Raw genomic sequence first — 12,510 nt, 5'->3', positions numbered from 1 at the left:
TTGGAGGTGCGATACTCCCGGGTGGCTCCTGGCTCGTATTCAAAACCGGCAACCGAGCAGTCCGGAAGGATGCACCGATGAAGGTCACGATCGCACGAACCGTAGGAATTGCCGCCGCAGTCACCGGCGTGGGTCTACTCGCCGCCCCCACGGCGTCCGCGGCACCCGAAGACCTCTCCGTGGATATCGCCGTCGAGGGCAACGCGATAGTCATGGACGTCGCGTACGACGTCCCTGGCGCCGTGGTGTGTGTGCTGAACACCCTCCCCGGCGACGGAACCGTTCCCGCCGCCATCGCCGGACCCACCGTGGTGATGGGCGGCGACGACGGCGAACTGCGGGCCACCGTCGAGCCCGGCAAGTACACGGTGCAATGGTCCTGCTCGAGCATCCCGTCGTTCGAGCAGTGGGGCACCGCTCCGCCGCTGACCAACGGCACCGAGGACCCCACCACCGTCACCGTCACCGACACGTCCGGACCGGACGGCGGAGGCTCGTCGGGCAGCCCGTTCGGGAGCTGACGGCCCCCGCGTACGTGAGTGGCAAAGCGTGTTCGAGGACTCTTTCGCACTCACGTAGGCGGGATCGGCGAACTTCCTGGGGCGGGGGCGTAACGAAACCGGTGCGAGTGGGGATTGACAGTACGGAATCCCGCAACGGACAGGAACCCTCCGCCATGGCTACCGTCACGCACATCGATATCGCTCGCGCCCGCCGCTCCCGTCGGGTTCTCTTCATCGGAAACCCCACCCGGTACAAAGAGGTGTCGCACTGGGCGATGGTGAAGCAGTGGATGGTCGTCCACGGACTCGAGCCTGTCCGGAAGCTGGACGGCCCCGCGCTCTGCGCGATCGTCACCGAGGACGTCCTCGACGGAGTCGGCTCGCCCCAGGACGCGCAGGCGATTCAGAATGCCCGTGAACAGGGCATTACGGTTATCAGCGTGCACGACAGCACCCAGATCTGGCAGGCCACGGCCCGCGTCCGCGCGTCCATCGCGCGATCAGGGGGCGGCGCGCACTCGAGCCCGCACCACCAGGGCGCCTGAGCAAACCGCAGGCCGTCGTGGTCGACTGGGACGGCGAAGGCTACGCCGATGTCGGTGCACTGCAGCGTGCCGTCGCGGAGCAGTCGATCGCGGAGCTTGACCTCGCCGGCACCGAACGTGTGCTGGACGTGGGGTGCGGCGACGGATTCGTCACGCTCCGGATCGCCGGGCGGCTTCCCGGCGGTTCGGTGGTCGGAGTGGACGCCTCCCCGCGGATGATCGCGAAGGCAGAATCGAGGTCGGTGCCGGACGGGGCCCGCGCCGAGTTCCGTATCGCGGACGCTCGCGACCTTCCGTTCGACGGCGAGTTCGACGTCGCGGTGTCGTTCAACGCGCTGCACTGGGTTCCCGACCTGCAGGTGGCGTTGGCCGCGATCGCCCGCAGCGTCGTGGACGGTGGCCGGGTGATCGTCCAGATGGTGTGCGCCGGCCCACGGACCAGCGTCGAAGACGTGATGATGACCGTCTCGGCGCGCCCACGGTGGGCGGAGTTCTTCACCGACTTCCCGGCCCCGTACATCCACGTCGAGCCGGACACATTCCGCGGACTCGCGAAGACAGCAGGACTCGACACCACCGGCCTCGTCGTGCGGGACGTCGAATGGGATTTCGGATCGCGGGAAGAATTCATGCGGTGGTGCACCGTCGGGTCCACCGACTGGACCGCGCACCTCGACGCCGCCGCCGTCCCCGAGTTCATGGACGACGTCGCACGCGAGTACGAGCAGATCTCCCGACGCCCGGGGTTGTTTCTGTTCACCCAGATGCGCGGGGAACTCGTCCGGGCGTCGTGAGGACAGCGTGCGGCGGGGTCGCTCCGCCTTGGCCCTTACTTTCTCGCTCAGTGGACGGGCTCACGCGCTGGCTTGAACTTGTCTCGCCATCTCCGCGCGTAGCCGGTGCTCATGCCGCCCCGGCGACCCTCCAGACACGTTCCGTTGAGTTGGGCACCAGTCAAATCGGCGCCACGTAGATCTGCACCGCTAAGATTTGCTTCGGTCAGATTCGCATAACGCAGATCTGCGCCACGAAGGTCGGCGTGTTCGAAATCCGCCCCGCGCGCGTAGATTCCCGTGCACTTCGCATTTACGAGAATCGCTCGATCCAGAATCCCATTCTCGAGATCTGCTCTCGACAGGACTGCGCCGGACAAATCCGCTCCCGACAAGGTGATGCCGGCAAGGTGCGCCCGGTAGAGATCAATCGAAACCAAGCAACTGTCGGAGAGATCCGTATCGAGATGACACCAGACGTCCTTGGCGTCAGCACCCACCGAGCGCAACCACCAATCGGCGCGACGCGCAATCGCCTCGACTACCGCTTTTCGCAATTCCCGTTCGCGAGCACTGAGTCCGACGGATCCACTGTCTACACCCATACGCAGATAGGCTCGCAGCAGATCGACCGAAGTCTGCGCGTCCGTACCCTGATCGGTCCGGACCCACTCGTCTGCGAGCGCCGCCAAACCATAAGCTCCTGCCAGGCGAACCGCAGATGATTCGTGGCCGAGCTGTGCGGAATGCGTGGCGTATCTATCGCGTCGGTCGCGCTCACGTTCTGCATTCTCATTCGCTTCGAACTGCTGCCGCTCACCTTCGCGCGCCGTCCGGAAGTGCTCGCGATCGAGCTTCCTGGTCAGCCAGCCGCTCAGAAACGTGACCACGGCAGCGAGTGCGACTGCCGAACCGGCCAACAACGTAGCCACCGGTTGTGTGAGCCCATCGAACATACTTACCCCCTCTGCCAGTGCTGACACTCAGCCCCAGCGCCTGCATTCATCGACACTGTGGACAGAGGTTTCCACGTACATACGACACGACTGGAGGTCAGAACGTCCGCGCTCGGGTTGGACCAGACGCGGCCTACTGCACACACGCGGCTATCGGGCCCCAGTGGTGTGAATACGGCGGCACACGTTGCTCTTCTGGGCAGTGCTCGTGTTCGCCGCCGAGTCGTCGCGACCAACTGTTTTGCTGCGCACCCGATTTCTGTCGGTCGGGCCGGGCATACTTCACCGGCACGGGGGCGGGTTCGCGCTTCCCGTCGAACCGGAGGTGAGAACATGTGGCAGGTGATCGGGGTTCTACTCCTCGCCGGCATTGTGGTTGCAGCGATCCAGGCTCTTTGGCCGGTCGCCCTCGTCGCAGGAATTGGCTATCTCGTGTACCGGCTCATCCGGCACATCCTGAAGGAGCGCTACTTCGCAGGCGAGGAACGTTCGTACTCGGCGGTTCATCGACCGGTGCTCGGGCGCACCTGGCGACGTTCGACAACACCAGCCGTCACAAGTACCGGCGTGACCGCAACCTGGCCACTTATCAGTCTCCGCACGTTCACAACTGCTCGCTGCAGGTCGTTCGCAACGCCAGCGTCGACCCGATCAAGTACCTCATGAAGTACTTCGACATCAGGGCCAACGAGGAAGATCTCGCCGAGGTGGAGAGCCTCGGGGACGGCATCACCCGCCTCGAGGATGCGGTCACGAATCTTCAGCAGCGGGAGGCCGGCATCACACAAATGGTCAACCCGCCGAAGTTCATCCTCGCGCACTACTCCGACGAGCTCATGAAGCACGTCGGAGTCGAGTTGTCGCCGATCAGCGTGCCGTACCCGGTCTATGCCTTCGAGTACGTCAGTGCCGGTGGAAACAGCGGCCAGCGATCATCTGTCACTCTCAACCGGCAGACGATCGACGTGCTGATCGAAACTATGTCGCAGAAGATCAAGTGGCGGAAGAGCGCGGCCGGCCAGCGCGCGCTCATGACCACAACGCTGCGCAACATGATCAAGACCCGTGACAACCACACTTGCCGGTACTGCTCGATTTCTCTGTCGGCGGAACCGCATCTGTTGCTAGAGGTGGATCACATCATGCCTGTGTCCAAGGGCGGTCTGACAGCGCCGGAGAATCTCCAAACCTTGTGCTGGCGGTGCAACCGGACGAAGTCGAACAAGATCATCGCGGCGGGATAGGGCGTGCCTGTGGAGCGTCATATCGCCTGCCCCGTGCTCTCGCACTCCGCCGGCTCGCACACCTCAAACGACCAGTCCGCCATCCAATGCATGTGCCACCGCCCCTTCGGCCTCCGATCGGACGGACGTCTCGGTCCTTGTCGTGCTCGTGCCGCTCCATCCAATGCGGCCACGCCGCAACCTGGTCAACGTCACCTTCGTAACGCGAGACGGGAATGCCCCTAACTGCGGCGATGTGGTGCCCCCAGTCGGACTCGAACCGACACTTGGCGGATTTTAAGTCCGCTGCCTCTGCCAATTGGGCTATAGGGGCTACCGGCCGCCGAGGGTGTTGCTCGGTGACCGTGCGCAGATCACCCTAGCTCAGGCGATCGACAAGGCGATTCCGTCGAGGATGTCGTGTTCGCTGACGACGAGTTGGTCGATGCCGGCCTTTTTCTCGAATGCGTCGGCGAGGGCGAGGGTCACGATCGCTCCGCCGCCGATGACGTCGACCCGTCCGGGGTGCATCGGTCCGAGCGCGGCGCGTTCGGTGTGGGTCATGGCGATCAGCGCGGTGCAGACTTCCCGCAGCCGGGGCAGCGGGATGCGGGAGAGATGCACCTGTTCGGCGTCGTATTCGGGCAGTTCTTTCGCGAGTGCGGCGATCGTGGTCATCGTGCCGGCGACACCGACCCAGGTGTGGGCCTGTTCGACGGGAACGCGCGCGAACGCGTCGTCGAGGCGTTCCTGCGCGAACACCCGGGCGTCCTCGATCTGCGCCTGTGTCGGCGGGTCGTCGTGGAGGCAGCGCTCGGTGATGCGCACGCATCCGATGTCGGTGGAGAACGCTGCGTGGACGACGGATTCGTCGCCGAGCACCACTTCGGTGGAACCGCCGCCGAGGTCCACGACCACGAACGGCCCCTGGGAGGGATCGAGTTCCCCGACCGCCCCGTTGAACGACAGTCGTGCTTCCTCGTCGCCGGTGATGACTTCGGCCCCGGCGCCCGCGATGACGGCGCCGAGCACGTCGCGGGTCATCGAGAAGAAGTCCTCCCGATTGGACGCGTCGCGGGTGGCGGACGTGGCCACCATGCGGACGGCGGTGGCGCCGGCGTCCGCGATCATTCCGGCGTACTCGGTCAACGCGACGCGGGTGCGTTCGATGGCCTCGGGCGCAAGCCGCCCGGTGGCGTCCACACCCTGCCCAAGCCGGACGACGCGCATCTCGCGGCGGACGTCGTGCAGTGCGCCCTTGTCGTCGACGTCGGCGACGAGGAGGCGGATGGAGTTCGTGCCGCAGTCGACGGCGGCGACGCGCGTCACTGCTCGGGACTTTCGATGTCGTCGATGCCGGGCCAGTCCGCGGGAATCGCGGTGCCCCTCAGCTTTCCGCCTGCCGCGGACGCGGCGAGGGCCACCGACTCGTCGCCGAGCGGGTTGACGCCCGGCCCCTTCGCCAGCGAGTGGGCCATCAGCACGTGCAGGCACTTGACGCGCTCGGGCATGCCGCCGCCGGTGAAGTCCGTTCCCAGGGGTTCGATGGCGTCGCGCTCGGCGAGATACGACTGGTGGGCGCGCAGGTATGCGGCCGCGAGTTCCGGATCCTGCCCGAGACGTTCGGTCATCTCACGCATGACACCCGCGGACTCCTGCCTGCTGGCCTCCGCGGTCAGTCGCGGGTCCGTCAGGTAGTACAGCGTCGGGAACGGCGTTCCGTCGGGAAGTTTGGGCGCGGTCTTCACGACGCCGGGTGCGCCGTCGGGACTGCGGTACGCGATCTCGAGCACTCCTCGCGGTTCGCGGCCGAGTTGGGCGGCGACGGCGTCGAGGTCTTCCTGCGGCACGGGGCTGGACGGGTCGGACGAAGTGGTCACCCGGTGGGTTCTCCTGGTTCTGGCGGTACGGGCGGCGGCACCACGGGGGGCGCCGGAGCCGGTGCCGGCTGCACCTCGGGCGCGGCCGGCGGTTCTGAAATGGTCTTCCACAGGTCGGAGTACCAGGGGCCCTCCATCTCGGCGTCCTTCTCCTCCGGCTTCTCCGGCTCCTTGTAGTCGCCGGGCAGCTGCACCTGGAACGGGGTGTCGCCGGGCTTCACCCACCGCAGCCGTCCCCGCGCCTGCGCCTCGATGTAGGCGGGGTCCGAGTAGCGTTCCTCGAGGATCCGCAGTTCCCGCAGATCCTTCTCGAGTTGAACCTGTTCCGCCGCAATACGATCCGCTTCACCACGCTGGGTGAGGTAGTTGCGCAGCGGAACCGCGAGGGTGAGGGCGAGAAGCAGCACGACCATGACGAGGACGAGCGCCTGGCCCGTCGACAGCCCGAGGATCTTGTGCTCGGACCGAGGTATGCGGGCGGCCCCGGTCGCGCCCACCCGTCTCGGGCGGGCGCGGCCCGGGAGCACCTTGCCGGTGTCGGCGCTGTCGACGGCGTCCGGTTTGCCGTCGGCCTGCCCCGGCGTCGTCGACTTGGTGGTGCGGGGGCGTCGCGCTCCGGGAGCGCCCTCCGCGCGACTTCCGCGGCCCCGTTCACCACGCCCGGTGCCACGGCCGCCCGGACTTGCTCCAGACGACCGCGGCCTGCCGCGCTGTGCCACCTACCCCAACACCCCTCACTCGACTGTCGAACGTCAGCCTTCGAATGCGAACCGCGGGAAGGCGACCTCACCGGCGTAGCGGGCGGCGTCGCCCAGGTTCTCCTCGATGCGCAGCAGCTGGTTGTACTTGGCGACACGCTCGCTGCGTGCGGGGGCGCCGGTCTTGATCTGACCACTGCCCACGGCGACCGCGAGGTCGGCGATGGTGGTGTCCTCGGTCTCGCCGGACCGGTGGCTCATCATCGTCTTGTAGCCGTTGCGGTGCGCGAGGTCGACGGCGTCGAGGGTCTCGGTCAGCGTGCCGATCTGGTTGACCTTCACCAGCAGCGCGTTCGCGGCGCCCTTGACGATGCCCTCTTCCAGACGCTCCGGGTTGGTGACGAACAGGTCGTCACCGACGAGCTGGACCTTGTTGCCGATCTGATCGGTGAGGGCGACCCAGCCGTCCCAGTCGTCCTCGTCCAGCGGGTCCTCGATGGATACGATCGGGTACGCGTCGACCAGTTCGGCGTAGAACGCCGCCATCTCGTCCGCGGTCCGGTTGCTGCCCTCGAACTTGTAGCCGGTGCCGTCCGTGTAGAACTCGGTGGCGGCGACGTCGAGCGCCAGCGCCACGTCGGTGCCCAGCACCAGGCCGGTCTTGCCGACGGCGACGCTGATCAGGTCGAGGGCTTCCTTGGTGCCCGCGACGTCGGGTGCGAAGCCGCCCTCGTCACCGAGACCGGTGGCCAGACCCTTCTCCTTCAGTACCGACTTGAGCGCGTGGTACACCTCGGCGCCCCAGCGCAGCGACTCCTTGAACGTGGCCGCACCGATCGGGGCGACCATGAACTCCTGGACGTCGACACCCGTGTCGGCGTGCGCGCCACCGTTGAGGATGTTCATCATCGGGACGGGCAGGACGTGGGCGTTGGGACCGCCGACGTAACGGAAGAGGTCGAGACCGGACGACTCGGCGGCCGCGCGGGCCACCGCGAGGGACGCACCCAGGAGCGCGTTGGCGCCCAGACGCGACTTGTCGGGGGTGCCGTCCGCGTCCAACAGGGCCTGGTCGACGGTCCGCTGCTCGGTGGCGTCGATCCCGATGATGGCCGGAGCGATCTCGCTCAGGACGGCCTCGACGGCCTTCTCGACACCCTTGCCGTTGTACCGGTCGCCGCCGTCACGCAGTTCGACGGCCTCGTGCTCACCGGTCGAGGCACCCGACGGAACCGCGGCGCGAGCGAAACTTCCGTCGTCGAGCAGCACCTCGACCTCCACCGTGGGGTTACCACGGGAATCGAGGATCTCACGGGCTCCGACCTGCTCAATGATGGACACTTGCTGATTCTCCTTATATTGGCCTTCGCACTGTGCAGCGACCGGTCCGATCGTGCCAGGACACCAGATCGTGCCAGGACACAGCGTAACGGCACACCGAAACCCGCGCGGGATGGCGCGCCCCGCCGACGGCGATCCGCCCGCGCGACACCTGTCGATGCAGCGTCGATCACGTCACGAAGCGGTGGTGGAGGGATTACGGGCGCACCCCGACGGAGTAGGCGGACGCCCGGTCGCGCACCAGGGTGAGGTACTCCCCCGACAGGTTGTAGGCCATCAGAGCCGACTGCCAGCCGTCCGGCGTGGTGAGGTCGCCGCCCCGGTCGCACAGGTAGCGGGCGGCGGTCAACGACGCGTCGTCGATGTTGTCGGCGTCGGCCACGCCGTCACCGTTCGCGTCGACACCCCACCTCTTCCACGTCTCGGGAATGAACTGCAGGGGACCCATGGCGCGGTCGTGGACGGGGTCGCCGTCCATCGCGCCGCCGTCGGTGTCGGGGATCTCGGCGACGCCGGGTCCGCCGTCGAGGGGGATGCCCCGGATCTCGGGCGTCACCTGCCCGGTGGGCCCGACCGTCGAACCGGCGTGCGTGCCGTGCCTGCTCTCGACGCTGGCGATTCCGGCGAGGGTGGTCCACCCGATCCCGCATTCGGGTTTCGTCTCGGCTATCACCGCCGACGCGTAGCCGTACGCCTCGAGCGCGGTATTTCCGACGCCGATCGAGTCGGCCAGTCCGGCGGACCACTCGTGCAGTTGATCCGCGGAGCGTCCGGGTGCGTTGATGTCGATCGGCGGGGTCGCCGCGCCGGGACCGGGCGGGATGCCCTCCGGGATCGCGATCCTCGGTTGCTGCTCCCGCGAGCACGCGCCGTAGGCGAGAACCACGACCACCGTCGCCGCGAGGAGAGCGAACAGCGGTCCGGGCCATCGGGAACGACGTTTCGGCCGCGCGGGATATCGGTTCACGTCTCCATCATCCACACCGAACTCGCCGATCCCGGCCAGGCGAGACGGCGTCCACACCGAACACGGGTCACGACACCGCAACACACCGAAGGTAAAGAGTTGTAAAAGTGCTGGTGAGGGGTTCTTCGGACGCGCAGGCGCGGTGTATGTTTTTCCACATGGCTAAGGTTCGCCTTGCCTACGGCAAGGTTGCCTACCCAACCTTGCTGATCAGTCAGCTCGACGTCGTCTCGATCAGGAGTGTGCATGTCCGTCCTCGCCGCAGGGACCGCGCCGTCGATCGCCACACAGCTGTTCGGCAGCGGATTGATCGGTCTCCGGGAGGGCCTCGAGGCGGGCATCGTCGTCATGATCCTCGCCGCGTTCCTCGTGAAAGCCGAACGCAAGGACGCACTCAAATGGGTCTGGCTCGGCGTCGGCATCGCCGTGGCGATGGTGGCGGCGATCTTCCTCGTCATCCACTACGGAACGTCGACCGTCACCGGACTGACCGCCGAGATCATCGCCGGGGTCGCATCACTCGTCGCGGTCGCGATCGTCACCACCATGGTGCTGTGGATGCGGAAGGCCGCGCGGACCATCTCCCACAACCTCGAGGCCGGCATGGAGAAGGCACTGGTCGCCGGTCCGATCGCGGTACTCACCCTCGCGTTCTTCGCCGTCGGCCGAGAAGGTGTCGAGACCGCGCTCCTCATGGTCGGGTACGCCGAGAACACCGCAGGCAGTGCGTGGCCTCTCGTCGGCCTCCTGCTCGGCATCGTCGCCGCCGCGCTACTCACCGTGCTGCTGTACGTCGGCGCCGTCCGCCTCGACTTCGCGAAATTCTTCAAGTACACCGGCATCTTCCTGATCATCGTCGCCGCCGGAATCCTCGGGTACGGCGTCCATGCGCTGCAGGTCGGTGGTGTCCTGCCCGGCGGTTCCGCACTCGCGTTCGATATCTCCGGCGGATACGACGCCTCCAGCTGGTACGGCACCGTCCTCGCCGGCATCTTCAACTTCCGGCCCGACCCGACCGTCCTGCAGGCGGTCGCCTGGGTCGGGTACGTCGTCGTGGTCCTGTTCCTGTTCCTCCGGCCCGTCTCCGCACCCAAGCGCGCACCCGAGCCCTCCGCATCCCCGACGGCCTCCGCGGCCCCCGAGCGCACTGCCTCCCCCTCACCCGACGAAACAGTTTCGTGAAAGGCAACTTCCGCCCATGAAGACCATGCGCCGATCCACCTTCGCCCTCGCCTCGGTCGCCGTGCTGCCGCTTGCCCTCGCAGGCTGTACCGAGAAGTCGACGGCGAGCACCGACGACATCACCGTCACCGCGAGCGACGAGACCTGCGACGTCAGCGCCGACTCCGGGACCACCGGGAGCAGCACGTTCCAGGTCACGAACAACGGCAGCAAGGTCACCGAGTTCTACGTGTACGCCGAGGGCGACCGGGCGATGGGTGAGGTCGAGAACATCGGTCCCGGGCTCACCCGCCAGCTGATCGTGTCGCTGCCCGACGCAGGCACCTACCAGCTCGCGTGCAAGCCCGGCATGGTGGGCAACGGCATCCGTCAGGAGTTCACCGTCACCGGCGACTCGATGAGCGCCTCCGACGAGAGCGGACAGCTCGCCGAGGCGGCCGACGGCTACCGCCGCTACATCCGCAGTCAGGTCGCCGCCCTGCAGGACACCACGCAGCAGTTCGTCGACGCCGTGAAGGCCGGCAACATCGATCAGGCCAAGGCCCTGTTCCCCGTCGCCCGCACCTACTACGAGCGCATCGAGCCCGAGGCGGAGAGCTTCGGCGAACTCGACCCCAAACTCGATCTGCGGGAGGCCGACCTCGAGCCCGGGCAGGAATGGACCGGCTTCCACCGGCTGGAGAAGGACCTGTGGGTGACCGGTCCCCAGCCCGACACCAACGCGATCGCCGACCAACTCGTCGTCGACGTCCAGTACCTCGCCGACCAGGTGAACGCCGAGGACTACACGATCGACCCCACCAAGATCGCCGGCGACGCGCAGGGGCTGCTCGACGAGATCTCGACGTCGAAGATCACCGGTGAGGAAGACATCTTCTCGCACACCGACCTGTGGGACTTCCAGGCCAACGTCGACGGCTCGCAGGCCGCGGTCGCCGCACTGCAGCCGATCATCGAAGAACGCAATCCCGAACTGGCCGCGAACATCACCCAGCGTTTCGCGGACCTCGATGCCGAACTCGCCCAGTACCGCCAGGGTGACGGGTTCGTCTTCTACGACACTGTCAACGAACAACAGCGCCAGGAACTGTCGCGCAAGATCGACGCCCTCTCGGCCGAGGTCAGCCAGGTTCAAGGCGTGGTAGCAGGCGCATAGTCATGACTGATCCGACCGGTACGACCGACACGACCACCACGCTGGACGAGCGCAAAGGCGTGTCCCGACGACGTCTGTTCGGCGCCGTCGGGGCGGGAGCCGCCCTGGCAGGCGCCGGTGCACTGGTCGGGCGCGCCACCGCCGCCGAACCGCCGCTCTCGCATGCCGACGTCGTCGCCTTCCGGGGCGAGCACCAGGCAGGCATCGTGACGCCGGCCCAGGACCGGATGCACTTCGTGGCGTTCGACGTCACCACGAAGTCCCGGGAAGAACTCGAAGCGCTGCTGAAGAAGTGGACCGTGATGGCCGAGCGGATGACCGCCGGCGAGGAGGCCACCCCGGACGGGGCCATCGGCGACGGGCTCTACGTTCCGCCCAGCGACACCGGGGAGGCGCTCGGCCTGGCGGCGTCCCAGCTGACGCTGACCATCGGGTTCGGACCCTCGCTGTTCGACGACCGTTTCGGGTTCGCATCCAAGAAACCCGCGGCGCTCGAAGAACTTCCGCACTTCCGGGCGGACAATCTGGATCCGGCGCGCAGCGGCGGCGACATCGCGATCCAGGCGTGCGCCAACGACCCGCAGGTCGCCGTCCACGCCATCCGCAACCTGGCGCGCGTCGCGTTCGGGACGGCCTCGGTCCGCTGGTCGCAGCTCGGCTTCGGCCGCACGTCGTCCACGTCCACCACCCAGGACACCCCGCGGAACCTGTTCGGGTTCAAGGACGGGACCAACAACATCAAGGCGGAGGAAACCGACGTCGTCGACGAGAACGTCTGGGTGGCCTCCGGCGACGACCAGCCGTGGATGGCCGGCGGCACGTACCTCGTGGCGCGGCGGATCCGCATGCTCATCGAGCAGTGGGACCGCACCGTGCTCGGCGAGCAGGAACGCGTGATCGGGCGGTCCAAGGGCACCGGCGCCCCCCTGAGCGGCAATGCCGAGTTCGACGAACTCGACCTCGATTCCAAAAAGGGGCACGACCCGGTGATCGACGTCGACGCCCACGTGCGGCTAGCATCCGCGCAGGAACTCGGCGGCATCCAGATCCTGCGTCGCGGATACAACTTCACCGACGGCTCCGACGGTTTCGGCCACCTCGACGCCGGACTCTTCTTCATCGCCTACTGCCGCAACCCGCAGGAACAGTTCGTTCCGATGCAGCTCAACCTGTCGCGAAACGACGCGATGAACGAGTACATCCAGCACGTCGGTTCCGCACTCTTCGTCTGCCCGCCCGGCCTCGCCGAGGGGCAGTACTGGGGTCAGGGTCTGTTCACGTAGCCC

Annotated in this window: 13 protein-coding genes and 1 tRNA gene; 7 read left to right on the top strand and 7 right to left on the bottom strand. The window is 67.0% G+C overall.

The window, feature by feature from the left end; translation table 11 throughout:
- The first annotated feature begins 77 nt into the window (after positions 1-77).
- The 3 genes from I1A62_RS39205 to I1A62_RS39195 all read left to right on the top strand — a co-directional run bounded on the left by I1A62_RS39205 (position 78) and on the right by I1A62_RS39195 (position 1,842).
- Positions 78-521, top strand: coding sequence for a hypothetical protein (locus I1A62_RS39205; protein ID WP_219457646.1), 444 nt, complete (start codon positions 78-80; stop codon positions 519-521).
- Between the two features lie 155 nt (positions 522-676).
- Positions 677-1,048 carry a hypothetical protein gene (locus I1A62_RS39200; RefSeq protein WP_087560264.1) on the top strand — a complete coding sequence of 124 codons (372 nt, stop codon included), beginning with the start codon at positions 677-679 and terminating at the stop codon, positions 1,046-1,048.
- A gap of 17 nt (positions 1,049-1,065) precedes the next feature.
- Positions 1,066-1,842: a trans-aconitate 2-methyltransferase gene (locus I1A62_RS39195; protein ID WP_219457643.1), complete on the top strand. Its 777-nt coding sequence runs from the start codon at positions 1,066-1,068 to the stop codon at positions 1,840-1,842.
- A gap of 47 nt (positions 1,843-1,889) precedes the next feature.
- Here the strand turns inward: I1A62_RS39195 and I1A62_RS39190 are convergent, their stop codons facing one another.
- Positions 1,890-2,777, bottom strand: coding sequence for a pentapeptide repeat-containing protein (locus I1A62_RS39190; protein ID WP_219457641.1), 888 nt, complete (start codon positions 2,775-2,777; stop codon positions 1,890-1,892).
- 335 nt (positions 2,778-3,112) lie between these two features.
- On the opposite strand from I1A62_RS39190, the gene I1A62_RS39185 reads away from it, so the two are divergent.
- Positions 3,113-4,021 carry an HNH endonuclease gene (locus I1A62_RS39185; protein WP_257890663.1) on the top strand — a complete coding sequence of 303 codons (909 nt, stop codon included), beginning with the start codon at positions 3,113-3,115 and terminating at the stop codon, positions 4,019-4,021.
- Positions 4,022-4,257: 236 nt separating this feature from the next.
- Here I1A62_RS39185 and I1A62_RS39180 read toward each other — a convergent pair.
- From I1A62_RS39180 to I1A62_RS39155, 6 genes are all read right to left on the bottom strand, one after another.
- Positions 4,258-4,334, bottom strand: a tRNA-Leu gene (locus I1A62_RS39180).
- 50 nt (positions 4,335-4,384) lie between these two features.
- A complete protein-coding gene (locus I1A62_RS39175) occupies positions 4,385-5,329 on the bottom strand; it encodes a Ppx/GppA phosphatase family protein (protein WP_219457639.1) in 945 nt (314 codons plus the stop codon).
- On the bottom strand, positions 5,326-5,880 hold the full coding sequence (locus tag I1A62_RS39170; RefSeq protein WP_124389354.1) for a DUF501 domain-containing protein: 555 nt from the start codon (positions 5,878-5,880) through the stop codon (positions 5,326-5,328). Before I1A62_RS39170 ends, I1A62_RS39175 begins: the two co-directional genes overlap by 4 nt.
- Complete coding sequence (locus tag I1A62_RS39165; protein ID WP_219457638.1) at positions 5,877-6,599, bottom strand: septum formation initiator family protein; 723 nt, start codon at positions 6,597-6,599, stop codon at positions 5,877-5,879. The genes I1A62_RS39170 and I1A62_RS39165 overlap by 4 nt, the downstream gene beginning before the upstream one ends.
- Positions 6,600-6,632: 33 nt before the next feature.
- Positions 6,633-7,919 (bottom strand): phosphopyruvate hydratase, encoded by a 1,287-nt coding sequence (gene eno, locus I1A62_RS39160; RefSeq protein WP_219457636.1) that lies wholly within the window; start codon positions 7,917-7,919, stop codon positions 6,633-6,635.
- A 196-nt stretch (positions 7,920-8,115) separates the two neighbouring features.
- Complete coding sequence (locus tag I1A62_RS39155) at positions 8,116-8,886, bottom strand: lytic transglycosylase domain-containing protein (protein WP_124389352.1); 771 nt, start codon at positions 8,884-8,886, stop codon at positions 8,116-8,118.
- A gap of 246 nt (positions 8,887-9,132) precedes the next feature.
- Here I1A62_RS39155 and efeU point away from each other — a divergent pair, with 246 nt between their 5' ends.
- The 3 genes from efeU to efeB are packed head-to-tail and all read left to right on the top strand — an operon-like array spanning position 9,133 to position 12,507.
- Positions 9,133-10,068: an iron uptake transporter permease EfeU gene (gene efeU, locus I1A62_RS39150; RefSeq protein ID WP_219457635.1), complete on the top strand. Its 936-nt coding sequence runs from the start codon at positions 9,133-9,135 to the stop codon at positions 10,066-10,068.
- A 16-nt stretch (positions 10,069-10,084) separates the two neighbouring features.
- On the top strand, positions 10,085-11,224 hold the full coding sequence (gene efeO, locus I1A62_RS39145) for an iron uptake system protein EfeO (RefSeq protein ID WP_219457633.1): 1,140 nt from the start codon (positions 10,085-10,087) through the stop codon (positions 11,222-11,224).
- Positions 11,225-11,226: 2 nt separating this feature from the next.
- The gene (efeB, locus tag I1A62_RS39140; RefSeq protein WP_219457631.1) at positions 11,227-12,507 is read left to right on the top strand and encodes an iron uptake transporter deferrochelatase/peroxidase subunit; all 1,281 of its coding nucleotides are present in this window, start codon (positions 11,227-11,229) and stop codon (positions 12,505-12,507) included.
- Positions 12,508-12,510 lie beyond the last annotated feature (3 nt).

It is taken from the genome of Rhodococcus sp. USK10, from assembly GCF_019378875.1.
Lineage (GTDB): Bacteria > Actinomycetota > Actinomycetes > Mycobacteriales > Mycobacteriaceae > Rhodococcus_F > Rhodococcus_F pseudokoreensis.
Note: the sequence above shows the minus strand (reverse complement) of the source record. Positions and strands in the feature narration are given on the sequence as shown.

What these genes read in the sequence shown, in the direction of transcription:
- I1A62_RS39205 (WP_219457646.1), top strand. Translation starts at nt 78, where the DNA reads ATGAAGGTCACGATCGCACGAACCGTAGGAATTGCCGCCGCAGTCACC.
- I1A62_RS39200 (WP_087560264.1), top strand. Translation starts at nt 677, where the DNA reads ATGGCTACCGTCACGCACATCGATATCGCTCGCGCCCGCCGCTCCCGT.
- I1A62_RS39190 (WP_219457641.1), bottom strand. Translation starts at nt 2,777, where the DNA reads ATGTTCGATGGGCTCACACAACCGGTGGCTACGTTGTTGGCCGGTTCG.
- efeU (WP_219457635.1), top strand. Translation starts at nt 9,133, where the DNA reads ATGTCCGTCCTCGCCGCAGGGACCGCGCCGTCGATCGCCACACAGCTG.
- efeO (WP_219457633.1), top strand. Translation starts at nt 10,085, where the DNA reads ATGAAGACCATGCGCCGATCCACCTTCGCCCTCGCCTCGGTCGCCGTG.
- efeB (WP_219457631.1), top strand. Translation starts at nt 11,227, where the DNA reads ATGACTGATCCGACCGGTACGACCGACACGACCACCACGCTGGACGAG.